Source organism: Brevibacterium sp. W7.2, from assembly GCF_018137945.1.
Taxonomy (GTDB): domain Bacteria; phylum Actinomycetota; class Actinomycetes; order Actinomycetales; family Brevibacteriaceae; genus Brevibacterium; species Brevibacterium sanguinis.
In genome coordinates this window covers 1,545,753-1,571,397 of the sequence record NZ_CP073089.1, presented here as the reverse complement: position 1 = coordinate 1,571,397, position 25,645 = coordinate 1,545,753, and the positions used below count along the sequence as shown (strand labels likewise).

23 protein-coding genes are annotated in these 25,645 nt (G+C 69.4%); 5 read left to right on the top strand and 18 right to left on the bottom strand.

Features of this window, described 5'->3' with window-relative positions:
• Nucleotides 1–27: 27 nt before the first annotated feature.
• From J9315_RS07015 to J9315_RS06940, 16 genes are read right to left on the bottom strand one after another with little or no spacing between them, the layout of a single operon-like run.
• The gene (locus J9315_RS07015; RefSeq protein ID WP_198499033.1) at nucleotides 28–885 is read right to left on the bottom strand and encodes an AAA family ATPase; all 858 of its coding nucleotides are present in this window, start codon (nucleotides 883–885) and stop codon (nucleotides 28–30) included.
• Between the two features lie 40 nt (nucleotides 886–925).
• Nucleotides 926–1,873 (bottom strand): site-specific tyrosine recombinase XerD, encoded by a 948-nt coding sequence (gene xerD / locus J9315_RS07010; protein ID WP_198499034.1) that lies wholly within the window; start codon nucleotides 1,871–1,873, stop codon nucleotides 926–928.
• A 6-nt stretch (nucleotides 1,874–1,879) separates the two neighbouring features.
• Nucleotides 1,880–2,596, bottom strand: coding sequence for an NUDIX hydrolase (locus tag J9315_RS07005; protein WP_198499035.1), 717 nt, complete (start codon nucleotides 2,594–2,596; stop codon nucleotides 1,880–1,882).
• A gap of 12 nt (nucleotides 2,597–2,608) precedes the next feature.
• A complete protein-coding gene (locus J9315_RS07000; protein ID WP_198499036.1) occupies nucleotides 2,609–4,288 on the bottom strand; it encodes a CTP synthase in 1,680 nt (559 codons plus the stop codon).
• On the bottom strand, nucleotides 4,285–5,433 hold the full coding sequence (locus J9315_RS06995) for a group 1 glycosyl transferase (RefSeq protein ID WP_198499037.1): 1,149 nt from the start codon (nucleotides 5,431–5,433) through the stop codon (nucleotides 4,285–4,287). Before J9315_RS06995 ends, J9315_RS07000 begins: the two co-directional genes overlap by 4 nt.
• Before the next feature lie 19 nt (nucleotides 5,434–5,452).
• Complete coding sequence (locus J9315_RS06990; protein WP_198499038.1) at nucleotides 5,453–6,607, bottom strand: glycosyltransferase family 4 protein; 1,155 nt, start codon at nucleotides 6,605–6,607, stop codon at nucleotides 5,453–5,455.
• Nucleotides 6,604–8,346 carry a lipid II flippase MurJ gene (locus tag J9315_RS06985; RefSeq protein WP_198499039.1) on the bottom strand — a complete coding sequence of 581 codons (1,743 nt, stop codon included), beginning with the start codon at nucleotides 8,344–8,346 and terminating at the stop codon, nucleotides 6,604–6,606. The genes J9315_RS06990 and J9315_RS06985 overlap by 4 nt, the downstream gene beginning before the upstream one ends.
• On the bottom strand, nucleotides 8,343–9,230 hold the full coding sequence (locus J9315_RS06980) for a hypothetical protein (protein ID WP_198499040.1): 888 nt from the start codon (nucleotides 9,228–9,230) through the stop codon (nucleotides 8,343–8,345). The genes J9315_RS06985 and J9315_RS06980 overlap by 4 nt, the downstream gene beginning before the upstream one ends.
• Before the next feature lies 1 nt (nucleotide 9,231).
• A complete protein-coding gene (locus J9315_RS06975; protein ID WP_198499041.1) occupies nucleotides 9,232–10,182 on the bottom strand; it encodes a copper transporter in 951 nt (316 codons plus the stop codon).
• A complete protein-coding gene (gene steA / locus J9315_RS06970) occupies nucleotides 10,179–11,429 on the bottom strand; it encodes a putative cytokinetic ring protein SteA (RefSeq protein WP_198499042.1) in 1,251 nt (416 codons plus the stop codon). Before steA ends, J9315_RS06975 begins: the two co-directional genes overlap by 4 nt.
• Nucleotides 11,430–11,444: 15 nt before the next feature.
• Nucleotides 11,445–13,148 (bottom strand): DNA repair protein RecN, encoded by a 1,704-nt coding sequence (gene recN / locus J9315_RS06965; RefSeq protein WP_211979133.1) that lies wholly within the window; start codon nucleotides 13,146–13,148, stop codon nucleotides 11,445–11,447.
• On the bottom strand, nucleotides 13,149–14,090 hold the full coding sequence (locus J9315_RS06960; protein ID WP_211979132.1) for an NAD kinase: 942 nt from the start codon (nucleotides 14,088–14,090) through the stop codon (nucleotides 13,149–13,151).
• Nucleotides 14,087–14,974 carry a TlyA family RNA methyltransferase gene (locus tag J9315_RS06955; protein ID WP_211979131.1) on the bottom strand — a complete coding sequence of 296 codons (888 nt, stop codon included), beginning with the start codon at nucleotides 14,972–14,974 and terminating at the stop codon, nucleotides 14,087–14,089. Before J9315_RS06955 ends, J9315_RS06960 begins: the two co-directional genes overlap by 4 nt.
• Nucleotides 14,971–15,135, bottom strand: coding sequence for a hypothetical protein (locus J9315_RS06950; RefSeq protein WP_211979130.1), 165 nt, complete (start codon nucleotides 15,133–15,135; stop codon nucleotides 14,971–14,973). Before J9315_RS06950 ends, J9315_RS06955 begins: the two co-directional genes overlap by 4 nt.
• On the bottom strand, nucleotides 15,128–16,156 hold the full coding sequence (locus J9315_RS06945; protein WP_211979129.1) for an HAD-IIA family hydrolase: 1,029 nt from the start codon (nucleotides 16,154–16,156) through the stop codon (nucleotides 15,128–15,130). The genes J9315_RS06950 and J9315_RS06945 overlap by 8 nt, the downstream gene beginning before the upstream one ends.
• A complete protein-coding gene (locus J9315_RS06940) occupies nucleotides 16,153–17,307 on the bottom strand; it encodes a hypothetical protein (protein ID WP_211979128.1) in 1,155 nt (384 codons plus the stop codon). The genes J9315_RS06945 and J9315_RS06940 overlap by 4 nt, the downstream gene beginning before the upstream one ends.
• 12 nt (nucleotides 17,308–17,319) lie before the next feature.
• Here J9315_RS06940 and J9315_RS06935 point away from each other — a divergent pair, with 12 nt between their 5' ends.
• The 4 genes from J9315_RS06935 to J9315_RS06920 all read left to right on the top strand — a co-directional run bounded on the left by J9315_RS06935 (nucleotide 17,320) and on the right by J9315_RS06920 (nucleotide 23,107).
• A complete protein-coding gene (locus tag J9315_RS06935) occupies nucleotides 17,320–19,014 on the top strand; it encodes a hypothetical protein (protein ID WP_211979127.1) in 1,695 nt (564 codons plus the stop codon).
• Nucleotides 19,015–19,066: 52 nt separating this feature from the next.
• A complete protein-coding gene (locus J9315_RS06930) occupies nucleotides 19,067–20,551 on the top strand; it encodes an aldehyde dehydrogenase family protein (RefSeq protein WP_211979126.1) in 1,485 nt (494 codons plus the stop codon).
• A gap of 11 nt (nucleotides 20,552–20,562) precedes the next feature.
• The gene (locus J9315_RS06925) at nucleotides 20,563–22,125 is read left to right on the top strand and encodes a GMC family oxidoreductase N-terminal domain-containing protein (protein WP_249121052.1); all 1,563 of its coding nucleotides are present in this window, start codon (nucleotides 20,563–20,565) and stop codon (nucleotides 22,123–22,125) included.
• Between the two features lie 448 nt (nucleotides 22,126–22,573).
• On the top strand, nucleotides 22,574–23,107 hold the full coding sequence (locus tag J9315_RS06920) for a hypothetical protein (protein ID WP_211979124.1): 534 nt from the start codon (nucleotides 22,574–22,576) through the stop codon (nucleotides 23,105–23,107).
• Nucleotides 23,108–23,354: 247 nt separating this feature from the next.
• On the opposite strand, the gene J9315_RS06915 is transcribed toward J9315_RS06920, so the two are convergent.
• Nucleotides 23,355–23,546, bottom strand: coding sequence for a hypothetical protein (locus tag J9315_RS06915; RefSeq protein WP_211979123.1), 192 nt, complete (start codon nucleotides 23,544–23,546; stop codon nucleotides 23,355–23,357).
• A gap of 289 nt (nucleotides 23,547–23,835) precedes the next feature.
• On the opposite strand from J9315_RS06915, the gene J9315_RS06910 reads away from it, so the two are divergent.
• Nucleotides 23,836–24,624, top strand: a complete 789-nt coding sequence (locus tag J9315_RS06910; RefSeq protein ID WP_211979122.1) for a helix-turn-helix domain-containing protein — start codon at nucleotides 23,836–23,838, stop codon at nucleotides 24,622–24,624.
• On the opposite strand, the gene J9315_RS06905 is transcribed toward J9315_RS06910, so the two are convergent.
• Nucleotides 24,572–25,591, bottom strand: coding sequence for an amidohydrolase family protein (locus tag J9315_RS06905; protein ID WP_211979121.1), 1,020 nt, complete (start codon nucleotides 25,589–25,591; stop codon nucleotides 24,572–24,574). The genes J9315_RS06910 and J9315_RS06905 overlap by 53 nt on opposite strands.
• Between the last annotated feature and the right edge of the window lie 54 nt (nucleotides 25,592–25,645).

Here is a 25,645-nt window from a genome sequence, read left to right as displayed (position 1 = left end):
GGACGGCGTCCGCGGTGACGGTCTCGCTCAGGGCGCGCCTCCGCGGGCGATGAGCTCGCGGGCGAGCCTGCGGTACGCCTCGGATCCGGGGTGCTTGGGGGCGAAGCTCGTGATCGGCTCGGCCGCGACGGAGGCGTCGGGGAACTTCACGGTGCGGTTGATGACGGTGTCGAAGACCTTGTCCTCGAACGCCTCGGAGACCCGGCTCATCACCTCTTTCGAGTGCAGGGTCCGCGAGTCGAACATCGTCGCGAGGATCCCGTCGACCTCGAGGGAGGGGTTGAGGCGGTCCTGGACCTTCTCGATCGTCTCGACGAGAAGGGCGACGCCGCGCAGGGCGAAGAACTCCGTCTCGAGCGGGATGATGACCCCGTGGGAGGCGGTGAGCGCGTTGACGGTGAGCAGGCCGAGCGAGGGCTGGCAGTCGATGAGGACGACGTCGTACTCGCCGGCGACCTTCGCAAGGACGCGGGAGAGGACCTGTTCGCGGGCGACCTCGCCGACGAGCTGGACTTCGGCAGCGGAGAGGTCGATGTTCGCGGGCAGGACGTCGATGTCGTCGAACTCGGTCTCGACGATGACGTCGTGCGGATCGAGTCGCGGGTTCATCAGCAGGTTGTAGATGCTGATGTCGAGGTCGTAGGGGTTGATGCCGAGTCCCACCGACAGGGCGCCCTGCGGGTCGAAGTCGACGAGGAGGACCTTGCGGCCGTACGCGGCCAGGGAGGCGCCCAGGTTGATCGACGACGTCGTCTTCCCGACACCGCCCTTCTGGTTGACCATGGCGATGATGCGTGCGGGCCCGTGCGAGTCCAGCGGGGCGGGTTCGGCGAAGTCGTCGACGCTCTTCGCTGTGGGGAGATCCAACGCCTGTTGCGGATTCATCACTCGGTCGGCCACCTTTCGTTGCGTGCTGTGCATAACCCTACCGCGCTCGGGGGTGCGAGGTGGCGTAGACCTCGCGCAATGTTTCCTCCGACACCTTCGTGTAGATCTGCGTCGTCGTCACCGAGGCGTGCCCGAGCAGCTCCTGGACGACGCGGATGTCCGCCCCGCCGTCGAGGAGGTGGGTGGCGAAGGAGTGGCGGAACGTGTGCGGGGAGACCTCGGTCTCCAAACCGGCGAGTTCCCCGGCGGCGACGACGATCTTCCATGCCGTCTGCCGCGACATCCGCGTACCGCGGGCGTTGAGGAAGAGGGCCCCGGCGGGCGCGCCGGAGGTCGCCTTCGCCGCCATCGTCGGGCGCACGCGGGTCACCCAGGCCCCGAGGGCGGCGGCGGCATGGGATCCGAACGGGACGATCCGCTCCTTCCCGCCCTTGCCGTAGAGGCGGATCAGCCCGGTCTCGAGGTCGAGGTCGTCGAGGTCGGCGCCGACGGCCTCGGAGATGCGGGCCCCGGTCGCGTAGAGGAGTTCGAGGAGGGCAGCGGCCCGCAGCTGCGCCGGCTCCTCCCCCGCCGTCGTCGCGAGCATCGCCTCGACCGCGGACACGGACAGGGCCTTCGGCAGCCGCAGACCCTCCCGCGGCGGACTGACCTCGGAGGCGGGATCGGCGTCGGTGAGCCCGTCGGCGTGGGCGAAGGCGTGGAAGCGGCGGACCGCGACGAGGGCGCGGGCCCGGGTCCGCGGGGCGAGACCCGAATCCTGGAGATGGAGCGCGAACTCCTCGATATGGGTGCGGGTCACCTCGCCGAGGCGGCCGATCCCCGCCGTCGCCAGCCACGTCCCGTACCGGCCGAGGTCACGGGCGTAGGCGTCGATCGAGTTGAGCGAGAGTCCGCGTTCGAAGCGCAGCGCGCCGAGGTAGCCGGCGAAGGCGCGCTCGAGCGCCGCGGGCAGTTCGGGAAGGAGTTCGGCACCGTGCCTGGCCATGCCGGCTCAGGACTCAGCCGAGGGCGGGGCGCCTGAGGCCGCCGCGTCCGACGGCGGGGCCGAGATCGACCCGGCCGGAGGTGCGTCGCGGCCGTCGACGAGGAGCCGGGGCGCGCCGATCGGACGCGTGTGCGCGTTCTCGCCTGCCGCCTCACGGCGAACGACGTCGGCGACCTGGAGGATCGCGAGCTGGGCCACGGAGTTCGTCAGGCGGCCGTCGGCGATCGCCGCGAGCGCCTCGTCGAGGTCGACCCAGCGGTAGACGAACCCGGCCTCCTCGTCGCTGCGCTCATGCCGGTCGGCGGTCGGCACCGGGGTGAGGTCGCGGGCGAGGTAGAGCCGCATCGTCTCGCTGCTGCCGCCCGGGGAGAGCACGGAGTCCGAGAGCACCCGCCAGGAGCCGGCGCGCAGGTCGGCCTCCTCGGCGAGCTCCCGCTGGGCGGCCGTGAGCGGGTCCTCGCCGGGAATGTCGAGGAGTCCAGCCGGGACCTCCCAGAGACGGGCCCGGACGGGATGGCGGTACTGCTGGACGAGGAGGATCTCGTTGTCCTCGTTCAGGCACGCCACGGCCACGGCACCCGTGTGCACCATGAGGTCGCGCACGAGTCCCGTGGCTTCGGGCAGGTCGAAGGTCTCGCGCCGGATCGACCACACGGCACCCTGGTACGCCTCGGTGGATGCGGTGATCTCCGGGGTGAACGGGATGTCGTGGAGGTCATTCACCGGCGCGGTCCCTCACCGGTTGGCCAGGGCGGCGGCGACGAGTCCGGCGAAGAGCGGATGCGGCTTCGTCGGGCGCGACTTCAGCTCGGGGTGCGCCTGCGTCGACACGTAGTACGGGTGGACGTCGGCGGGCAGCTCGACGAATTCGACGAGCTCACCGTTGGGTGAGGTGCCGGAGAACTGCAGCCCCGCCTCGGCGAGCTCATCGCGGTAGGCGTTGTTGACCTCGTAGCGGTGACGGTGGCGTTCGCTGATGTCGGTCGCCCCGTACGCGCCGGCGGCGACGCTGCCCTCGGTGAGCTTCGCCTGGTACGTGCCCAGGCGCATCGTGCCGCCGAGGTCGCCCTCGCCGTCGACGATCGACATCTGCTCGGCCATCGTCGCGACGACGGGGAACTGCGTGTCGGGGTCGAACTCCGACGACGACGCGCCCTCGATGCCGGCGGCGTTCCGGGCGTACTCGATGACCATGCACTGCAGGCCCAGGCACAGGCCGAGCGTCGGAATCCCGTTCTCGCGGGCGTAGCGGAGCGCACCGACCTTGCCCTCGATGCCGCGGACGCCGAAGCCGCCGGGGATGCAGATCGCGTCGAGACCCGACAGCGCCGCGGCCGCACCGGCCTCGGAGTCGCACTCATCGGACTGGATCCACTCGATCTTCACGCGGGCGTCGTTGGCGAACCCGCCGTGGCGCAGCGCCTCGGTGACGGAGAGGTACGCGTCGGGCAGGTCGATGTACTTGCCGACGACGCCGATGCGCACTTCGTGCGCCGGATTGTGGACGCGTTCGAGGACCCAGTCCCACTTCGTCCAGTCGACGTCGCGGAAGGGCAGGTTGAGACGGCGGATGACGTAGACGTCGAGACCGCCGTCATGGAGGACCTTGGGGATCTCGTAGATGCTCGAGGCGTCGACGCAGGGAACGACGGCTTCGAGGTCGACGTCGCTGGCCGAGGCGATCTTCGCCCGGATCGAGTCCGGCAGGTCGCGGTCGGAGCGGAGCACGATCGAATCGGGCTGGATGCCGATCGAGCGCAGGGCGGCCACGGAGTGCTGGGTCGGCTTCGTCTTCAGCTCCCCCGAGGGCCCGAGGTAGGGCACGAGGGAGACATGGATGAAGAAGACGTTGTCGCGGCCGACGTCGTGGCGGACCTGGCGGGCGGCCTCGAGGAACGGCTGGGACTCGATGTCGCCGACGGTGCCGCCGATCTCGGTGATGATGACATCGGGACGGTCCTCGGCGGGACGTTCGGCCTGCGCGCGCATCCGGGACTTGATCTCGTCCGTGATGTGCGGGATGACCTGGACGGTGTCGCCGAGGTAGGCGCCGCGGCGCTCCTTGGCGATGACCGAGGAGTAGACCTGTCCGGTGGTGACGTTCGCGGCACCATCGAGGTCGATGTCGAGGAAGCGCTCGTAGTGACCGATGTCGAGGTCGGTCTCCGCTCCATCCTCGGTGACGAAGACCTCACCGTGCTGGAACGGATTCATCGTTCCCGGGTCGACGTTGAGGTAGGGGTCGAGCTTCTGCATGGCGACCTTGATGCCGCGCTGAGTGAGCAGGTGTCCGAGGCTCGATGCCGTCAGACCCTTGCCGAGAGAGGAGGCGACGCCTCCGGTGACGAAGATGTGCTTGACTGTGTTCGGCTCTTGGGCCCCGATACGATTCACCACGGAATTTGATTCTATCAAACCGGCTGTCGGGAATTCGACGCGGCGTCGGCCTCGGCGTAGACGCCGAGGAGGCTCGAGGCGATCTGACCGGGGTTGTCGACGTCGATGACCCGCTTCTTCGCGGCGATCGCCTGCGCGCCGCGGGCGGCGGGGTCGTCGAGAAGATGATTGATCTCACGCAGCAGGCCGTCCGTGTCGTCGGGGGCGACGATCGGCGCCGAATCGCCCCAGATGCCGGCCCGACGCTCGTTGCCGATGAAGATCGTCGGCTTCGACAGCTGCATGAGGTCCTCATGGCTGAGCCCGGTCATGGACTCCGCGGCGATGACGACATCGGCGGCGGCGACGACGTCGACGAGGTCGTCGGCCGGGGCGACGATGACGCCGCGGTCGGCGAACGAGTTCGCCACGGTCCTCCGGTCCCGGCCGGTGCCGGTGAGCACGGTGACGGCGCGGCGGTCGCGGCGGCGGGAGTTGATCTGGCCGGCGGCGTCGAGGACGGTGGCCAGTGCCGTGTGGTCCTTGAGCGCGATCGGGCTCGCGATCATCCACGTGCCGTCCTTGATGCCCAGCTGCCTGCGCACCTGCGCCCGGGACATCGTCACCGTGAGGTCGGTGTCGATGTCGGGGGTGACGAGTTCGGCGCGTTCGACGAGCGGGACGGAGCCGGCGAACCATTCGACGACGGGTTCGGTGGTGCCGAGCACGGCGGTCGCGGTCCGGGCGACCACCTCGGCGCCGGTCTTCTCGATGACATCGGCGGGGTCGAAGTTCTCCACCGTGGCCACGGCCGTCGGGTGGAGCCGGGAGGGCAGTCCCGTGAAGCCGAGACCGGCCAGGGTGGCGGCGTGGAGGCCGTGGGCGTGGACGATGTCGACGTGCGGGTAGTGCTTGTGGAGGATGAAGGCCGAGTTCGGGTCCGAGGGGCTCAGCCGCCGCTTGGCCGTCAGCGGGATCTCCCGGTAGTTCTCCCGCAGGTCCGCTGGCACGTCGATCGTCTCGAGGAGGTCCGGGTGAGCGGCGAGTCCGACCTTGAAACCGGCCTTGAGATGGCCGATCACGGCGATCTTCGCGACCTCGGCGACGGGTCCCGTCGTCTCGGCGAGCACGTGGAGGATCCTCGTGGCGGTGCTCAGCGGCTGGATCTCGGCGGTGTGGCTCATTCCCTCATCCTCTTTCTACTCAGTTGCCTTCAAGCCTACCTGGGGCGACGGGCGCTTCAGCGTAGACGGCCAGGATCTCTGCGGCGACCGCGGCCTCGTCGGGGAGTTCGGCTCCCCGCGCCCGCGCCCGGTCCCCGAGCTCGGTGCGCCGGCCGGGGTCGGCGGCGAGGTCTCCGATCGCCTCGGCCAGTGCCGCGTCGTCGTCGGAGGCGATGAGGATCCCGGCGTCGCCGACGAGCTCCGGGGTCCCCCCGGTGGCGGTCGCGATGATCGCCTGCCCGGAGAGCAGAGCCTCCTGGAGGACGAGTGCGCGGGCCTCCCAGCGGCTCGTGAGGACGGAGATGTCGGCGGCGGCGATGAGTTCGGCGATGTCGTCGCGGGGTCCGAGGAAATGGAGGGCGGGCAGCGCCGAGGCGGTCGCCGCGGTCGCGTACTGTGCGCGGATCTCGGCGAGCACGGTCTCATCGGCGGCACCGGCGACGAGGACGACGAGGTCACCCGAGTGCTTCCCGAGGCGGGCGAGCGCGCGGACGAGCATGGCGTAGTTCTTCTGCGGGGCGACGCGGCCGACGGCGAGGACGATGGCGGCGTCGGCGGGGAACCCGTACTCGGCGGCGAGCGCCTCACGGGTCGCGGTCGCCTCGGCGGTGCTGACCTCGCGCACCGGCGGTGCGGCGGCGGGCGCGAACCGGGCGTCGCGGGCACCGAGGTCGTGGGCGCGGATGACGAGGTCGGTACTCGCGGCCAGCGTGACGTCGGCGCCGCGGGCGAGCAGCCGCTCAATCCCGGTCTCGATGCGGCCGCGCAGTCCCGTGCCCGCCGCCTGGTTGTGGAGGCTGACGATGAAGCGCGGGCGGGGGCGCAGCAGGCGGGTCGCGAGAAGGGCGAGGAGGCCGGCGCGGAAGCCGTGCGCGTGGACGACGTCGGGGCCGAAGCGGCGGAGGATCCTTCGCAGCGCGGTGACGAGCCCGGTGTCGCGGGGGCCGACCCCGGTGCCGACGTCGAGGGCGGCGAAGCGCACCCCGGGCAGCGCGGAGAACCCGAACTGCTCGTCGGTGGCGGCGGGGCCGACGACGCCGACCTCGTGACCGGCCGCGGCGACGTCGCGGGCCAGGGCCCGCACGTGGGTGCCGACTCCTCCGGTCGAGGTGCCGATGACGTAGACGATCCTCATGGGTTCTCCTCGTTCGGGGTCGGTGAGGCGCCGGGGACGTGGTCGGTGCCTGCGGGCGGACCGGTCACCGGCGGCGTGGGCGCGGTGGAGCGGCGGGAGGCGAGCAGGCCGCGCACCTCGGCGAGGTAGCTGCGGTCGAGGAGGACGATGAGTCCGAAGACGAGGCACCCGATGAGGGCGGCGAGGATGCCGACGACGACCGAGGGGGCTGCCGTGGTGCCGAGGAGCCCGGCGAGCCAGCGGGCGGCGAGCGTGCCGATGACCGACGCGATGCCGGCCGCGACGAGGGAGAGGACGCTGCGGCGCAGCACCCCGGTGAGTCCGCCGGGGCCGAGGACGCGGCGGATCGAGATGAGCAGGGACACGGCGGCGGCGGTCATGCCGAGGACGTAGCCGAGGCAGATCGCGACGAGGGTGCGGTCCGGGTTGCCCTGCGCGTTCGTCACGGCGATCGCGGCGATCATGCCGACGATGACGAGGACCCAGCCGATCGTCGTCGCCACGGCGGCGTGGCGGGAGCGTTCGAGGGCGTAGAAGATCCGCGAGCCCCACGCGATGAACGACCAGCCGGGCACGGCGAGGGCCATGACGACGATCGCCGCGCTCATCGCGGAGAACGGGGCGGAGTCCTCGCCGCCGACGGCGTCGATTGCGGTGAAGAAGTACTCGAGCGGTCCGGCCGCGCTCATGAGGATGACGGTGCCGAGCAGTCCGATGGTGATGATGACCGCCGAGGTGGTCGCCGTGAGCGAGTGCAGCCGGGTCCGGGCGGCCTCCCGGTCGCCCGCGGTCGCCGCGGGGTCGCCGGCGCGGCCCACCCACGTCGAGATCGTCGGGAACATCACCGTGACGACGGGGATCGCGAGGACCGCGTAGGGCAGGAGGTAGACGGCGTTGATGTAGTTGAAGAGGACGAACGTGCCGGTGCCGCCGGAGCGGTTGGACAGGAGCATCGTGACGAGCACGGCCCCCTGCTGGGCGAGCAGGGCCGCCATCCCGGCGCCGGCCAGGCGCAGGGCGCGCCGGGCGACACCGGGCGGGAACGTCCACGTCGGGCGGATCCGCAGACCCGTCGAGCGCATCGGCAGGGCCAGGGGCAGCGCGAGGGCGGCGACGCCGGCCGTCGTTCCCCAGCCGAGCCATCCGATGTGGGTCTGCCACGTCGCGTCCGTGCCGCCGACACCGGCGTAGGTGATGTAGGAGCCGATGACGACGAGGCTGGAGAGCAGCGGGGCGAACGCGGGCCAGAGGAACTTCCGGTGCGCCTGGAGGACGCCGGTGAGGACGGCGCCGATGCCGTAGAGGACGAGCTGCGGGGCGAACATGAGGAGGAGGACCGCCGTCGCCGTCTGCTGGGTGCCGGCGCCGTGGTCGCCGGGCGGGATGAGCACGGCGGCGATCGGCTGGGCGAAGACGGCGACGAGGAGCGTCAGCGGCAGCGTCACGCTCACCGCCCACGTCAGCAGCGCCGAGGCGATCCGGCTCGCCGTCTCCCGGTCCGCCCGGGCCAGGGGCACGGCGAGCAGGGGGATGACCGCGCCGGCCAGGGCGCCGCCGGCGACGACCTCGAAGAGGATGTTCGGGACCTGGTTGGCCGTCTGGTAGGCGGTGCCGACGGTGCCGGCGCCGACCGAGTTCGAGAAGACGAGCCAGCGGAGGAACCCGACGAGCCGGGTGATCAGGGTGATGATCGAGACGAGCAGCGCCGCCGAGGCGAAGAGCCGGACGAGCCTGTTCACTTCACCTCACGCCCGAAGGCGTCGATCTCCCGCAGTCCGGGGGTGGATTCGATGATCGACGTGAACGAGACCTTCTCGCTGAGCAGGGTGAGGCCGACGAGCACGCCGAGGACGACAGCGCGCTGACCGGCCGTCGAGTTCGCCGCGACCGTCGTGCCGAGGGCGGCGCCGAGGGCGTTGGCGCCGGTGTCGCCGAGCATCGCGGTCCCGCCGAGGTCGTCGGGCCAGGCCGCTGCGGTCGTTCCGGTGACGACGGCGGTCGGCACCCAGGTGACCCCGCGGCGGTGCGGCATGAGGCCCGCCACGAGGAGACCGGCTTTGAGCGCGCGTCCCGGACGGAGGTCGAGGAGGTTGAAGAGGTTCGCCGATCCGGCGATGACTCCCCCGGTGACGACGGTGTCGACGGTCGCAGCGATCCACGAGCGCTCGTGCGCCGGCTGCGCCCACTGCGGGAGTGCCGCGGCGACGATGTTCCGGCGGCGATGGGCGTCGGGGCCGAGGACGGCCGCGGCGATGATCGCGGCGGCCGGGATGCCGGTGACCTTGAGCGCCCCGGTCGTGACCTCCCCGCGGGCCAGAGCGCTGAGGTGACCGCGCAGGCCCTTCGAGCTGCCGGATTCCATGAAGTCGTCGACGGCGCCGAGGGCACCGGAGGCGGCAGTGGCGAGCAGGGTCGCCGCCCGCTGGCGGGGGTCCTCGATGAGGACGCTGCCGGCGAGCAGGCCTGCGGCCACGGCGGGGCCTTCGAGGAGGGTGACGTCCTCCCCGGCGTGGTTGGTGCGGACGACGCGCGGGTGCCTGCGCAGCGGGGAGGACAGCAGGGCCTTCGTCACGCCGTACCCGAGGAGTCCGGCGACGGCGGAGGAGACGATCGTGCGGATCATGTCAGACCTTTCCGGGCAGGACCGCTTCGGCGTCCGAGGCGAAGCCCCAGTGGCCGTGGGTGCCGTTGTTGGCCGCCGCGATCGCGCGGACGGTGATGATGGGTCCGGCGCCGAGGCCGAGGCCGTCGACGGTCGAGGCCCGGGACTTCTCGGTGCGCAGGACGTTGACGAGCCCGTTCTGGGCGGAGCCGGCGTCACCGGCGACGACGACGGCCTTCGATTCGGCGGTCAGGGCGTTGACGAAGTCGGTGATGACCTCGCGGGTGGCCTTGTCGCCGGTCGCCTCGGGGCTCGGCTGCGTCTCGTCGGCGAGCTGGGAGTTCTCGTCGTCGATGATGACGAAGAGCTCGGTCGTGCGGTGGTCGGTGTCGCTGCGCAGCCGGCCGGCGTCGATGAAGGCGTTGTAGAGGTCGGTGGCCTTCGCCTCGGCGTCGTCGCGCTCCTGGCCTTCGGTGATCATCGAGGCCCGGCCGGTGAGGGCGATGACGAGCGCCGAGCGCAGCGCGGTCGCATCGTCGGCGGGCAGACCCGGGACGATGCCGCGCAGGGTGGTGAGGAAGTCACCGGAGCCGTCGACGGTGAGCGTGTCCACGACGAAGGCGACGTCACCGGCGATCTGACCGCCGGCCTCCTGGATCCGGTTGGTCACCTGTTCGACCTGCTCGGCGTTCGCCTCGGGGCCGGTGATGACGCTGATCTGCGTGTCGTTGAGGGTGCCGCCGATGAGTTCGGGGGCCGCGGCGGAGACGAACTCGTTCTGCTTCTCGATGTTGCCGCCGGCGGCCTCGAGCTGGGTGCGCAGGTCGTCGCGGTCGGTGCGCAGGGCGTCGACCTGGCTCTGCAGGGACTCCCCGATGGGCTCCTTGAGGGGGCCGGCGCCGAGGACGATGCCGACGGCGAGGGCGAGGAACACCGAGACGAGGGAGACGAGATGGTAGCGGAAATCGATCACGAGGCAGTCCTTGAGTCGAGAACGGCGCGCAGGGCACCGGAGGATTCTGTCGCAGCGGTGGGGTCGCCGCCGAAGAGGGAGCCGATCCAGCCGAAGACGCCGTCGAGCTGCGCGGCGATGAGACCGAGGAAGGTCTGACCGGCCGCGGTGGCGGCCATCGCGACGCCGAGGGCGACGAGGCCGGCGATGATGAGGACGGTGAGCTGGAGGCTCGAGATGCGCTGGCGGTAGAGGAGGGAGACGCCCTTGGCGTCGATGAGCTTCGACCCGACACGCAGGCGGGTGAGGAACGTCGAGGCCATGCCCTTGCGGCCCTTGTCGAGGAACTCCATGAGCGTGTCGTGGGTGCCGACGGCGACGATGAGGTCGGCGCCCTTGTCGTCGGCGAGCAGCATCGCGATGTCCTCGCTCGTGCCCGAGGCGGCGAAGGCGACGCAGTCGACGCCGAGGGCCTTGACGCGCTCGGTGCCCGGGGCGTGGCCGTCGCGGTAGGCGTGGACGACGATCTCCGCGCCCGAGGTGAGCGCGGAGTCGGACACGGAGTCCATGTCGCCGACGATCATGTCGGGTTTGTACCCGGCCTCGAGGATCGCGTCGGCACCGCCGTCGACGCCGATGAGCAGGGGCCGGTATTCGCGGATGTAGGGGGCGAGGATCGCGAGGTCCTCTTTGTAGTGGTAGCCGCGGACGACGATGAGGGCGTGCCGGCCGTCGAAGTCGGTGCGGACCTCGGGGACGACGAGTTCGGCGGAGAGGAGGTCGGAGTCCTTGCGGATGTACTCGATCGTGTTGTCGACGAAGTCGACGAGCACGGAGTTCATCCCGGCTTCGGCCTCGTGCATGTCCTCGGCGATCGTCTCCGGGGTCTGTGCGACGCCTGCGGCGACCTCCTTGCCGTCGAGGTAGACGGTGCCGCCGTCGATGCTGATCTCATCGCCTTCGGTGATCGCGTCGAAGATCTCCGCGCCGGTGGCGTCGATGAGCGGGATGCCGGCGTCGACGATGATCCCGGGCCCGAGGTTCGGGTAGCGACCGGAGATCGACTTGTCGGCGTTGATGACGGCGACGGGGCGGCAGGCGACGAGGGCCTCGGCGGAGACGCGGTCGATGTCGGAGTGCTTGATGACCGCGATGTCACCGGCGGCCAGGCGCTTCGTGAGGTCCTTCGTCCGGCGGTCGAGTTTGGCCGGAGCCGGGTCCGATCGGGTCGGGACCGTGGGGGTCTCCCTCATTCTGCGCGCTTTCATGGTTCGCCCATTCTCTCACGAAGGCGTCGGCGCACCGGCTTTGACCTGCCGGGCGGAGTCGAGGAGCTCGGCGGCGTGGGCCTTCGCCGAGGCGGAGTCCTCCATGCCTGCGAGCATCCGCGAGAGTTCGCTCACACGTTCGTCCTCGCTCAGTTCGCGGACCCCGGAGCGCACGGTCTCCGCGTCGTCGTCCTTGACGATCGTCACGTGCGTGTCCGCCCACGCCGCGACCTGCGGGAGGTGGGTGACGACGATGACCTGAGCGTGGCGGGCGAGGGCGGCGAGCCGCCGGCCGATCTCGACGGCGGCCTTGCCGCCGACGCCGGCGTCGACCTCGTCGAAGACGTAGGTCGGCACCCCGTCCTCGGCGGCGCGGACGACTTCGATGGCGAGCATGACGCGGGAGAGCTCACCGCCGGAGGCGACCTTGCCGATGTCGTCACCGGGCGAGGAGTCGTGCGGGGCGAAGGTGAGGCGGATGTCGTCCATGCCGTGACTCGTCGGTTCCCGTTCGGAGATCTCGAAGGCCACGGCGGCCTTCGGCATCGACAGGGCGGTGAGCTCGCGGCTGACCGCGGCCGAGAACGTCTCAGCGGTCGCCTCGCGCAGGGCCCGCAGGGCCAGGCCCTTCTCCCGCATGGCCGCCTCGGCGGCGGCGAGTTCGGCGTCGAGCTGGTCGAGGTCGCGGTCCTCGGTTTCGAGTTCGGTGAGTTCGGCGGCAGCGCGGGTCTCGAAGTCGAGGACGTCGGCGACGGTCTCCCCGTAGGGGGCGAGCGTGCCGAGTTCGGCGCGGCGGGCTTCGGTCTCCTCGAGCGAGGTCTCCCCCAGTTCGTCGAAGCCGGAGAGGTAGGAGCTCAGTTCGGCGGCGGCGTCGGAGAGGCGCAGCACGGTGTCGGAGAGGCCCTCGCGGATGCGGACGAGTTCGGGGTCGGAGCTCTCGACGTCGGTGAGTGCGCTGATCGCTTCGTGGACCCGGTCGACGGCGGCACCGGTCTCGTCGAGTTCGGAGCCCAGCAGGAGGTCGTGGGCGCCGCCGACGGCGCGGGTGATGTCGGCGGCGGCACCGAGCTTTGCGGCCAGGGCGGTGAGCGCCTCGTCCTCGCCGGGTTGGGGGCGGACGGTGTCGATCGCGTCGAGGCAGCCTTGGAGCCAGAGGATGCGTTCGCGTCTGGCGGCGGTGGAGTCCTTGATCCGCTGGACGCGGGCCTCGGTCTCCCGCCAGTGGCCGAACGCGGTCCGGTACGCCTCGGCGGCGTCGGCGAGTGCGGGTCCTCCGGCTGAGTCGAGGAGGCGGCGCTGGGCGGTCTGGCCTTTGAGTCGGAGCTGTTCGGACTGGCCGTGGAGGGTGATGAGGTCATCGGCGATCTCGGAGAGCACCCCGATGGGCACGGTCCGGCCGCCGGCGGTGGCCCGGGCTCGGCCTTTGCTGGCGACGGTGCGGGAGATGATCGCTTCGTCGTCGGCGCTGCCCCCGGCCTCTTCGATGCGGGTCTGGACGGGTTCGGGCACCTCGGTGAAGATGCCTTCGACCTCGGCCTTCTCCGCGCCCGTGCGGACGACGCCGGCGCCGACCTTCTCCCCCATGAGCAGGCTGAGGGCAGAGACGAACATCGTCTTGCCGGCACCGGTCTCACCGGTGACGACGGTGAATCCGGGGGCGAGTTCGACCTCGGCTGCGGCGATGACGCCGAGGTGGGAGATGCGCAGTTCGGAGATCATTCAGCCTCCCTCGATCGGTCCCCGCCACCCGGAGACGGGGAGACGGAACTTCGCGACGAGGCGGTCGGTGAAGGGACCGGTGTGGAGGCGGGCGAGCTTGATCGGGGACTCCGAGCGCTTCGCTTCGACCCGGGCCCCGGCGGGCAGTTCGAGGGCCCGGCGGCCGTCGCACCAGAGGACGGCGGCGAAGTCGGGGTTCGATGGGGTGATCTCCACGCCGAGGCGGGAGTTCGGGTTGACGACGAGCGGTTCGGTGAACAGCGCGTGGGCGGAGATCGGGACGAGGAGGAGCGCTTCGACCTCGGGCCACACGATGGGCCCGCCGGCGGAGAACGAGTACGCGGTCGACCCGGTGGGGGTCGCGAGGATGACGCCGTCGCAGCCGAACGCGGAGACGGGGCGGGAGTCGACGCCGAGGACGACGTCGATCATCCGTGACTTCGAGGTCTTCTCGACGGTCGCCTCGTTGAGCGCCCAGGCCGAGTAGATCTGCTCGCCCTCATGCCAGACGCTGACGTCGAGGGCGAGCCGCTCCTCGACGAGGTAGTCGCGTTCGGAGGCACGGTGGACCGCCTCGGCGAGGTCCTCCTTCTCGCTTTCGGCGAGGAATCCGACGTGGCCGAGGTTGATGCCCATGAGCGGGACCCCGGAGCCGTGGAAGCGTTCGGCGGCGCGCAGAATCGTACCGTCGCCGCCGAGCACGATGACGAGTTCGCACTTGGTCTTCCACGTCGCGAGCTGGCTGGCGCTGATGATGACGCAGCGGGAGAGGAGGTCCTGGTGGACGTCGGGGTAGGAGCTGCGGGAGGCGACGTCGAGGATCTCCTCGTCGAGGACGACGGGGGTGATGCCGTCGTCGAGGAGGGCCTTCCACACCTGCACCGCGGCGACCGCGGAGTCCTCGCGCTGCGGGTGGAGCAGCACCATGATGTACCGGCTCACGACTCTCCTTCCATGATCTCCTCGAGGCGGGCGCGGACCGCCGCCGTATCGAGCCTATCGGACGCAGGTGGGGTGGATTCGGGTCGAACACGCAGGAAGTACTCCCGGTTTCCGCTGGGTCCCGGAAGCGCCGAGGCGGCGATGTCGGTGACGCGGGCCCCTGTCGCGTTGATCGCGTCGAGGACGGAGGTGATCGCGCGGCGGCGGTCGGCGGGCTTCGTGACGACGCCGTGCTTGTCGAGGACGGAGCGGGCGAGTTCGAACTGGGGTTTGACCATGAGGAGGAGTTCGCCGCCGGGGCGGACGGTGGCCAAGAGGGGTTCGAGGAGGAGGCGCAGGGATATGAACGAGACGTCGGCGACGACGAGGTCGAGGCCGTGGGCGGGCACATCGGAGCCTGCGAGGGCACGGAGGTTGAGGCCTTCGCGGACGTGGACGCGGTCGTCGGTGCGCAGGGACTCGGCGAGCTGGTCGTGGCCGACGTCGACGGCCCAGACCTCGGCGACGCCGCGGCTGAGGAGGACCTGGGTGAATCCGCCGGTCGAGGCACCGGCGTCGAGTGCGGTGAGCCCGTCGAGGCGGTCGATGCCGAAGTCGGTGAGGGCGCCGAGGAGTTTGTGGGCGCTGCGGGCGACCCACGGGTCGGGGTCGTCGACGGTGAGGGTGTCTGCGGCGGTGACTTCGACGGCGGGTTTGACCACGGTGGTGCCGTTGACGCTCACGCGGCCGGCGGCGATCTCGCGGGCGGCGCGGGAGCGGGAGGGCAGCAGGCCGCGGTCGACGAGTGCACGGTCGAGGCGGGTCCGGGGCTGGGGTCCGTGCGGTGGAGCGTCGCCGGGGCCGGGGTTTGGCTGGCCGGGAGGGGTCGGGCCGGGGTGGCTCACAGAGCACCCACCTGGGTGTCGAGGTCGTCGAGGAGGGCGGAGATCGCGGTGTGCCGGTCGGCGGCCGGGGCCTCGGCGGCCGCCGCGAGATCACGCTTCCACGCCTCGGCGGGGACGTCCTTGTTGATGCTTCCCGGGGTCGGGGCAGGGGTCTCAGTCATCGATCCTCCTCGGCAGATTTCCCGGCTCAATGCTCTCACCGGCGTCAATCGCCTGCCACGCCAGACGCAGGGCGTCTTCGATCGCAGCCGGGTCGGTGAATGCCGCCTCGGCGAGGTGGAGCTCCCTGCCGCTGACGGTGGGGGCAAGCTCCACGTCGTGTCCCTCTGCGCCCTGCGGTCGCACCGTCGCTGAGTCGAGCACGCGCGGCAGGTCGTCAAGCGTCGGCAGGATGACCGTGGGCCTGCGGATCGGGTCCGCGGCCAGCGCGTCGTGGAGGTCGTGGACGCCGGTGAGGACGAGGGCGGTGTCGAAGCCGGCCCGGTTGCCGCCTTCGATGTCGGTGTCGAGGCGGTCGCCGACCATGAGTGGGCGTGCGGACCCGAGCCGCTTCCCGGCGTGGTTCATGACGTCCGGGGAGGGTTTGCCGACGATGCGCGGACTTCTGTCGGTGAGGCGGGAGAGCATGTCGAGGAAGGCGCCGTTGCCGGGCACCCTGCTCGCACGGCCGACCATCGAGAAGTCGGGGTTCGTCGCCCACCAGTCGAGGCCGGTGGTGATCGCCTCGGCGGCGCGGACGATGCCTGCGTAGTCGATGTGCGGGTCGAGTCCCTGCGCGAGGGCGACGGGAGAGTCCTCGAGCGAGTCGACGATCGTCAGGCCCGCTTGGGTGAGCGCCTCGGAGAGCCCGGTCGTGCCGACGAGGAGGATCTTCGCGCCCGTGCCGTATTCCTCGCTGAGGCGGGCCGCGAGGACCTGCGGTGAGGTGATGACATCGGTGGGGGCGGTGGGGATGCCGAGGTCGGAGATGTGGGCGGCGACGACCTCGGCGGTGCGGGTCGCATTGTTCGTCACGTAGCCGACGGGGATGCCGCGGTCGTGGAGTCCGGTGATGCCGGTGACCGCGCCGGGGATGGCCTCGGGGCCGTGGTAGACGACGCCGTCGAGGTCGAAGAGCACGCCGTCGATCGGCGTCCCCGCGGGGACGCCGTGGTCTCGGGCGTGCTCAGCGGCCTTCGTCACCGATCTCCGTTCGCCGAGTCCGATCCCTCCGGCTCGTCGGTCCCGGTGTCGGTGGTAGCAGTGTCATCGGCCGCGGTGTCGCCAGCGTCGCTCGGCGCTTCGGCGGAGTCGGCGATCACGTCACCGTCGGTCGCATCGGAGACGCCCGCTTCAGCGTCGTCTGCTTCGGCGTCATCTGCTTCAGCGAGGAGCTCGTCGAGTTCGGCTTCGATCTCGTCCTCGGAGACTTTGACCTTCTTCAGCTCCTTCTCGGAGACATGCGTCTTCGAGGCGGGCGCAGCAGCGGCCGGCTCATCGGGGTCCGCGGCGGGAGCAGCGTCCTCGGCCGGAGCAGCGTCCTCCGCGGCGACAGCTGCTGAGTTGTCGGCAGCGGATTCCGCGCTGGCCGCCTCACCGGTCGAGGTCGGAGCTTCGTCGTCCGTCGAGCCGGCCTGCCCGGCATCTGCGTACAGCGTGCCCTCGTCGGTCGTCGTAGTCTCGTCCGACACCGTGCCGTTCGACGCGGTGTCGTTCGACGCGATGTCATCCACTGCCGCGTCGCCTTCCGCGTCGGTGTCGGCATTCGAATCCACCTCAACGTCGGCGTCAGCATTCGAGTCAGCGTCTGCGTCGTCGGGGCCCTCGAGATCCTCGTCGGGGATCTCTTCGACGGTCTCGATCTCGACGCCGAAGTTCGGGTCGGGCTCTTCGTCTCCGAACAGTGTTCCCGTGGCCTTCGCGGTGCGGCGGGAGAGCTCTTCGTACTTGTCGGCGAGTTCGGTCTCACCGTGGAGGCGCAGCACCTCGGCGTAGGCGGACATCAGGCGGACGAGCGCACCGCTCGGACGCTGGGTGAAGTCCTCTGCCTCGATGAGCGCGCGGGCTGCATCGATGTCGCCGAGGTCGGACTTGGCGCCGGCGGCGACGATGACGAGCTCGGTGCGGGTGTCATTGTCGAGTTCGGCTTCCTTGGCCCATTCGAGCAGTTCGAGGGCCTTCTCCGGCTTGCCGCGGCCGCGTTCGGCGTCGGCGATGAGGGCGATGTTCTCGTTCGACCCGGAGATGCGGCGGTGCGTGCGCAGTTCGCGCACGGCCTCGTCATACTTCTCCACGTGGTACGCCGCGATGCCGAGTGCTTCACGGACGAGGCCGACACGGCCGGCGCGGGCCATTGCGGCCTTCGCGTGTTCGTAGGCGCGTTCGGGGTCGACGTCGAGGAAGCCGCCGGTCGCAACGAGGTGCCTGGCGACGGTCTCGGCGTTCTCCTTGTCGAGAGAGCGCAGCTGGCCGCGGATCTCCTTGTCGAGTTCCTTGCCGGTGATGTCCTCGGGGATCTCGGGTTCCTGGAGGCGGGGGCGGCGAGCGCGCTGCTCGCGTGCGTAGTCGCCCGTGTCGGTAGCGCGGGAGGCGCGACGGTCGTTGTTGTTGCGGCCGTAGCCGCCGCGATCGCTGCCGCGTCCGCCCTGGTAGCCGTCCCGGCGATCGTCGCCACGACGGTCGCCGCGGTAGCCACCCTGACGGTCATCGTCGCGGTTCCCGCGGTAACCACCACGACGGTCATCGTCGCGACGGTTGCCCTGATACCCACCACGGCGGTCACCGTCGTTGCGACGATCTCCGCCGAAGCCGCCTCGGCGGTCATCATCCCGGCGCTGGCCCTGGTACCCGCCACGTCGATCATCGTTGTTGCGGCGATCTCCGCCGAACCCACCCCGACGATCATCATCACGACGCTGTCCCTGGTAGCCACCTCGGCGGTCATCGTTGCCCCGGTTCCCGCGGTAACCACCCTGACGGTCATCGTCACGACGCTGGCCCTGGTACCCGCCTCGACGTTCGTCATCGCGACGGTTGCCCTGGTAGCCGCCGCGACGTTCACCGTCGTTGCGGCGATCTCCGCCGAACCCACCGCGACGGTCGTCGTCGTTGCGACGCTGTCCCTGGTAACCGCCACGACGCTCACCATCGTTGCCGCGGTTTCCGCGGTAACCGCCCTGGCGGTCTTCGTCACGACGCTGGCCCTGGTAGCCGCCGCGACGTTCACCGTCGTTGCGGCGATCTCCGCCGAACCCACCGCGACGGTCGTCGTCGTTGCGACGCTGGCCCTGGTAGCCACCCCGGCGGTCGTCATCACGACGATTGCCCTGGTACCCGCCACGGCGATCACCGTCGTTGCGACGGTCCCCGCCGAATCCACCGCGGCGGTCGTCATCACGACGATTGCCCTGGTACCCACCACGGCGCTCACCGTCGTTGCGGCGATCTCCGCCGAAGCCACCTCGGCGATCATCGTTGCCGCGGTTCCCGCGGTAACCGCCCTGACTGTCATCGTCACGACGATTGCCCTGGTAACCACCGCGACGGTCGTCGTCGTTGCGACGCTGACCCTGGTAGCCGCCTCGGCGGTCGGAATGTCGTGGCCCGCGCGAGGACGACGAGTCCTGTCGGCGGTTGTGCTGGCTGTCTCGCGAATCCCCTTGGGCCACGATTCTCCCTATAAAGACTTTTCAATGATTCCGCACCATTCTAGTCCACACTCGCGTCAGGCACCTTGTGGGCGGGGACACGTCCTCACCTGCATCCGCGCGCTCGGATCGTCCGCTCCCCCGCCCTCGAATCACAGCCATTCCCACCTCGGAGTCCGCTCCGATCGCTCTGTTAGACTCGTCGCGAACCGATCAGAGAGCCTCGTCTTCCGGGGCGACCACCGATTCACACGCAGTCAGTGGGGTTTTCATGGCCGCAGAAACGACAGATGTCGTCAACCTGCTTCTGCATCCGGGATTCGCAACCGCCTCGGCGAAATCTCCGTCACCGTCGACGGATTCCTCTCCACCACCTTCAGCCCACCTGTCGGCGCATCGTGCCGGCGGCTATGATCGCTGACCACACGAACGCATCCGAACGATCGCACCAGGAATAGGAGACATCGTGCCCAACACACTCTTCATCGATGGACAGTGGGTCTCGGCCCAGGACGGCCGCACCCGTGAGATCCGCAATCCTGCCGATGACACTCTCGTCGCCGTCGTCGACGAAGCCAGCCCCGCCGACACCGAGCTCGCGATCGCCGCGGCCCGCCGTGCCTTCGACTCCGGCGTCTGGTCAAGCGTGCCCGCGAGCGAACGCGGTGACTTCCTGCTTCGCTTCGCCTCCGTGCTGCGCGAGCGCAAGGAGGAGTTCGCCGTCGCCGAGTCGCTGGACACCGGCAAGCGGATCATCGAGTCGCGCATCGACATGGACGACATCGCCAACTGCTTCGACTACTTCGGCAAGCTCGCCGCCAACGATGCCGGTCGCATCGTCGACGCCGGCTCCGACGCCGTCGTCAGCCGCATCTCGTACGAACCCGTCGGCGTGTGCGCGCTCATCACCCCCTGGAACTACCCGCTGCTGCAGGCCGCGTGGAAGATCGCCCCGTGCCTGGCCGCGGGCAACACCTTCATCCTCAAGCCGGCCGAACTCACCCCGCACACCGCGATCATGACGATGCAGGTCATGGAGGAGCTCGGGCTGCCCGCCGGGGTCGGCAACCTCATCCTCGGCGCGGGTGCCGATGCCGGTGCCCCGCTGTCGACGAGTGAGGACGTCGACATGGTCTCCTTCACCGGCGGCCTCATCACCGGTCGTCTCCTTGCCGCCAATGCCGCAGCGACCGTGAAGAAGGTCGCGCTCGAACTCGGCGGCAAGAACCCCAACGTCGTCTTCGCCGACGCCGACCTCGATGCGGCTCTCGACAATGCGCTCAACGGCGCGTTCGTCCACTCCGGCCAGGTCTGCTCGGCCGGTGCCCGCCTCATCGTCGAGGAGTCGATCGCCGAGGAGTTCGTCGACAAGCTCGTCGAACGGGCCTCCCAGATCCGCCTCGGCGGGCCTTTCGATCCCGATGCCGAGACCGGACCGCTCATCTCCGCCGCCCACCGCGACAAGGTGACGAAGTACGTGGAGAAGGGCGTGGCCGAAGGGGCGCGTGTGCGCTGCGGCGGCAAGTGGGGCGAGGGCGACCTCGAGAACGGCTACTACTACCTGCCCACCGTGCTCGACCAGGTCGAACGCGGCATGTCCGTGGTCTCCGATGAGGCGTTCGGCCCCGTCGTCACGGTCGAGACCTTCTCGTCTGTCGACGAGGCGGTCGACACCGCCAACGACACCATCTACGGTCTCGCCGGTGCCGTGTGGACGCAGGATGCGGGCAAGTGCCAGGAGGTCGCGGCGAAGCTGCGCCACGGCACGATCTGGATCAACGACTTCCACCCGTACCTGCCGCAGGCGGAATGGGGCGGCTTCAAGCAGTCCGGGTTCGGCCGTGAGCTCGGACCCACCGGCATGGCCGAGTACCAGGAGGCCAAGCACATCTACCACAACCTCGAGCCTGCCGTCACCGGCTGGTTCCCCGTGCACACCGAGAGCGAATGAGGAGAGTCCCCGTGGATACCACGCACAGCTTTGACTACGTCGTCGTCGGAGGCGGATCGGCCGGTGCCGCGGTCGCCGCTCGCCTGAGCGAGGACCCGAACGTCACCGTCGGCCTGCTCGAGGCCGGTCCCACCGATGTCGACGAGGATGTCATCCTCCGCCTCAACCGGTGGATGGAGCTCCTCGAATCCGGGTTCGACTGGGACTACCCGATCGAGAAGCAGGAGCACGGCAACTCGTTCATGCGCCACGCGCGGGCGAAGGTCCTCGGCGGGTGCTCCTCGCACAATTCGTGCATCGCCTTCTGGGCGCCGAAGGAGGACCTCGACGAGTGGGAGACGAAGTACGGGGCCACCGGCTGGGGCTCGAAGGACACCTTCGGCCTGTACAGGAAGCTCGAGAACAATGAGCTGCCCGGTGACCACCACGGCCATGATGGTCCGGTGCGTCTGATGAACGTGCCCCCGGTCGACCCGTGCGGCATCGCGCTCCTCGAGGCGTGCGAGCAGGCCGGCATCCCGAAGGTGCAGTTCAACGAGGGCGAGACCGTCATCAACGGGGCGAACTTCTTCCAGATCAACCGCAAGGACGACGGCACCCGGTCGTCCTCCTCGGTGTCCTACCTGCACCCGATCCTCGACCGTGAGAACCTCACGATCCTCACCGACACCCAGGCCAAGGAGATCGAGTTCGACGACGAGAACAACGCCACCGGCGTCCTCGTGGTCAACAACGCCTTCGGCAAGACCCACCGGATCGAGGCGAAGAAGGAGGTCATCGTCTCCGCCGGTGCGATCAACACCCCGCAGCTGCTCATGCTCTCGGGCATCGGTCCGGCAGACCACCTCGCCGAGGTGGGGATCGAGACCCGTGTCGACGCGCCGGGAGTCGGTGAGAACCTCCAGGACCACCCCGAGGGTGTGATCTCGTGGGAGGCGAAGAAGCCGATGGTCGAGGACTCGACGCAGTGGTGGGAGATCGGCATCTTCTCCCCCACCGAGGATGGACTCGATCGTCCGGACCTCATGATGCACTACGGTTCGGTGCCCTTCGACATGCACACGGTGCGTCAGGGCTACCCGACGTTGGAGAACACGTTCTGCCTCACCCCGAACGTCACGCATGCGCGCTCGCGCGGCACGGTGCGTCTGCGTTCGTGCGACTTCCGTGACAAGCCGCTCGTCGACCCGCGCTACTTCACCGATCCCGACGGTCATGACATGCGCGTGATGATCGCCGGCATCCGCAAGGCCCGGGAGATCGTCTCGCAGGATGCGATGTCCGAGTGGGCCGGTCGCGAGCTGTTCCCCGGCACCGAGGCGCAGACGGATGAGGAGCTCGAGGACTACATCGTGCGCACCCACAACACCGTCTACCACCCGGTGGGCACGGCGAAGATGGGTGCGGCCGACGACGTCTCGGCGCCGCTCGATCCGCAGCTGCGGGTCAAGGGCGTCAATCGTCTGCGCGTCGTCGACGCCTCGGCGATGCCCGAGATCACCACCGTCAACCCGAACATCACCGTGATGATGATGGGCGAAAAGCTCGCAGAGATGATCAAGTCCGGGCAGTGATGTCCCGCTGATCGCCGAGGCGGTGGCTGCGCAGGCGGTCGGTGACCGCCCACGTGCTGTTCGCGTCGCAGGGCCGGTCGTTCACCAGTGAGGTGAGCGGCCGGCCCTCTGCTGTGCCGCGGTCACGCAACCCGGTCCGGGACAACCGCCCTCTCCGCCACGGCTCCGATGCGCACCGTGCCCGCGCCGACGATCACCGTGGCTTCCAGCGCCGACAATGCATGCCGGCAGATCGCCGCCGCCCGCCTCATAGCCCAGCGAAAGACCGGCGTGCGCGTGGCGGGCAGTCTGGCGTGACGGACCCGTCCGAGGCTCACTGAATGTGTGGATGCCGGAGCGAGCCGAACTTACAACGGCCCGTAAGCGAGGGAGGTGGAAGAACGTGTTTCCTTTCCACACGCAGAGTGCGCGCAGGCTGAGCGCTCTTGCAACGTCAGCTGTCTTAACCGTGGCCGCGCTGACCGGGTGTGGTCCGACCGACCGGTCCGAGCAGGCACCGGATCGTACCTCTACCGTCACGGTCGCGTCCGGCTCGAAAGGTGAGACGACCGTCGGCTGCGACGCTGCGCGGCAACAGGCAGCCGAAGCGGCGAAGAATGATCTCACCTTCGGTCCCCTGAGCTACCCTGGCCTGGCGCGCGGCTACCCGACGATCGACGGGAAGCCTGCAGACGTGGGGCCGGATGGCCTGGCCTACTACAAGATCGGCACATATCTCGACGCTGGCGCGGAGGCCACGGTGAGCGTCGACGCGGAAGCGCGTGATTACGCCGGTATCCGCACTGAGGGCGGTCGTGTCGGAGGCTATTCGCAGGTCACTTATCAGAGCTGCCCCAAGCTCCCAGCCGACACCGTGAACTGGTGGGTCGGTGGCTTCCTCCTCCGCGATCGAGACTCCGCCTGCATGCCGCTCGACGTCACAATTCCGGGTGAGAAGGTTGAACACGTCGATCTCGCTTTCCCCGTCGGCGCATGCAATTGAGCACGCTGCGCCCGCATAGTCAGCATCGTCATGGGGTGGGGGCTGCAGGGTAAGCGATGGGTTGCCTCTCGTACCGCCGCCTCCTCTGGGCGGCAACGTGGCAGCGCCATGGCAACTCTGACGGCAGAGTAGTGCTGCGCCAGTTGAGTCGAGGATGGCCAGCTGCGCAACTGGCGATCACGAACTCAACTGGCGCACACCCGTACGAGAACGCTGCTTCGGTGGTGCGCTTCGCTCGCTGTCGCGCTCACTCCGCCTCGGTGCCGCCCTGTTCGTCGGGCCCGCCGGGTTCGAAGCCATCGGGTTCAGAGCTATCGGGTTCGGAGCTATCAGGTTCGGCCGCGTCGTCTGTCTCGAGTGTCTCTTCCGAGGACTTGAACGTCTCGAACCACCAGCCCAGCAGTTCTGCGCCGGCCGAGAACACTTCGCCGATGTCCATCGAGAGCTCCCTTCCGGAACCTCGTCGTGCAGGCCTCGAATGGTGCGCCTGGTGGGAACACAGCCTAACCGACGCGTGCCCGAAATGGTCGCATCGCCGCATCTCACCGGGCCGGAGACCACCTCAGCACTGCACTGAGCACCGAGGGACCGCCTCGGCGATTCATTCACTCTGCGTCTTGATCCAGACGTGATCGGCTCTGTGTTTCGGGACCGTTCGACCCTAGGCTGGAGGGCACACTGCACGAGCGGCCAACCGCTGAGGGGACCGGCACCGGATGGATTCGACGATGGAGAACCTCGACTTCCGTGCGCTTCCGAACACGTTCATCCAGTCGATCGATCGTGCGCTGCTCATCGTGAAGATCCTCCGAGATTCCGCGCCGCTGCCTCTGCAGGAGATCACCGCGCGCACGGATCTCTCGCCGTCGACGTGCCACCGGATCCTGCAGATGCTCGTCTACCGCGACTTCGCCGTCCAGCTCGATGATCGGCGCTACACGGTCGGGCCGGCCGTCACCGCGCCGTTGCGGGTCAGCGATGAGTTCCATGCGCTGCAGGAGAACGCGCGCGAGCCTCTGCGGCGGCTCGTCGAAGAGATCGGTGAGACGTGCAACCTCATGGTGCGCACCGGAACCAGCGTCCGCATCGTCATCTCGATCGCCGGGAGCACCGAACCGTACGTCGGGAGTCGGGAGAATGCAGTCCTGCCTGCGGCGACGACCGCGGGAGGGCTCACGCTGCTCGCCCAGCTGCCCGACGAATGGCTCATCCGGGTCTTCTACAACCAGCAGCGCGACCCGGCCTCACCGCTGCGCCGGCATTTTCCGACGGCCGCGGACTTCATGCGGATGATGGAGCAGGTGCGCTTCGACGGATACGCCCAGGTCTCAGGCCTCACCGAGCGCGGGGTCGATGCCCTGGGCTTCTCGCTCGGCCGGTTCCAGTCGGTCGAGCCGGTCGCCCTGAGCGTGGCGACCCCGAGCGTGCGCGCCGCCGTGCTCTCGGCGACGCGCACGCATGAGGCTATCGCCCGGTGTACTGCGGAGATCGAGGAGCACGCGCCTCGACCGGACTGAGTCCGAAGAGCCGCTGCGCATTGCCGGCGGCGATCTTGTGCTTGTCACGATCGTTGAGTTCGACCCGATCGAACCATGTCGCCGCTTCCTCCATCGACTCGAACGGGTAGTCGGCGGAGAACATGATCCGATCCGCACCGACCTCCTGGATCGCGTTGAGCAGGGTCGGCGTGCGGAAGTTCCCGCTGGTGGTGAGGTAGAAGTTCGTGCGCAGGTAGTGCCCGAAGGAGTGTTCGACGTCGAGGCCGCGTGGGGCGACGGCGAGACGGTGATCCGTGCGCCAGATGTTGTACGGCAGAAGCTCGCCGAGGTGGCCGAGGATGATCGTGAGATTGGGGTGGCGGTCGAAGAGGCCGGATCCCATGAGCCGCAGCGCGTGGGTGCCGGTCTCGACGGAGAACGCCCACGATGATCCGTACAGCCACGGGTGCCCGTCGTACTGAGGGCTCTTGGAGGCGAGCGGGTCGCGCGGGTGGAGGTAGACGGGGACGTCGAGTTCGGCGACGGTGGCCCAGAACTCCGCGTAGCGGGGATCGTCGAGGTAGACGACGGTGTCCTCGTCGTCGACTTGGGAGAAGCCGTTGATGAGGGCGCCGACGAGGCCCAGGTCGTTGACGGAGCGTTCGAGCTCCTCGGTGGCGCGGTCCGGATCCTGCATAGGCAGGGCGGCGAAGGATTCGAACCGGTCGGGGTTCGCCCCGACCTGGTCGGCGGCGTAGTCGTTGAGCCTCTGCGCCCAGTCGACGGCCTGCGTGCGGTCGTACAGCGATTGGATGCCGGGGGCCAGCAGGGAGAGGATGACCTTCTCGATCTCGAGTTCGTCCATCTGCCGCAGTCGAGCTTCGTGGATGTCGAGCAGTTCGGCGCGGCGGCCGGGCCACGCCTGCGGGGTGAAATGCTCCTCCGACTGCTGAACGATGTTCGGGTCGGTGGCGCCGAAATGCTCTTCGAGGGCGATCTTCTTCATGGTTGCTCCTAGTTTGAAGGTGGTGGTGAGCTTCGGGGTGGTGTTGGGGTCGGG

Coding starts and splice junctions, on each gene's coding strand:
- J9315_RS07015 (WP_198499033.1), bottom strand. CDS start 885: ATGAATCCGCAACAGGCGTTGGATCTCCCCACAGCGAAGAGCGTCGAC.
- xerD (WP_198499034.1), bottom strand. CDS start 1,873: ATGGCCAGGCACGGTGCCGAACTCCTTCCCGAACTGCCCGCGGCGCTC.
- J9315_RS06995 (WP_198499037.1), bottom strand. CDS start 5,433: ATGAGCCACACCGCCGAGATCCAGCCGCTGAGCACCGCCACGAGGATC.
- J9315_RS06990 (WP_198499038.1), bottom strand. CDS start 6,607: ATGAGGATCGTCTACGTCATCGGCACCTCGACCGGAGGAGTCGGCACC.
- J9315_RS06980 (WP_198499040.1), bottom strand. CDS start 9,230: ATGATCCGCACGATCGTCTCCTCCGCCGTCGCCGGACTCCTCGGGTAC.
- steA (WP_198499042.1), bottom strand. CDS start 11,429: ATGAAAGCGCGCAGAATGAGGGAGACCCCCACGGTCCCGACCCGATCG.
- recN (WP_211979133.1), bottom strand. CDS start 13,148: ATGATCTCCGAACTGCGCATCTCCCACCTCGGCGTCATCGCCGCAGCC.
- J9315_RS06950 (WP_211979130.1), bottom strand. CDS start 15,135: ATGACTGAGACCCCTGCCCCGACCCCGGGAAGCATCAACAAGGACGTC.
- J9315_RS06940 (WP_211979128.1), bottom strand. CDS start 17,307: ATGGCCCGCGCCGGCCGTGTCGGCCTCGTCCGTGAAGCACTCGGCATC.
- J9315_RS06915 (WP_211979123.1), bottom strand. CDS start 23,546: ATGGACATCGGCGAAGTGTTCTCGGCCGGCGCAGAACTGCTGGGCTGG.
- J9315_RS06910 (WP_211979122.1), top strand. CDS start 23,836: ATGGAGAACCTCGACTTCCGTGCGCTTCCGAACACGTTCATCCAGTCG.
- J9315_RS06905 (WP_211979121.1), bottom strand. CDS start 25,591: ATGAAGAAGATCGCCCTCGAAGAGCATTTCGGCGCCACCGACCCGAAC.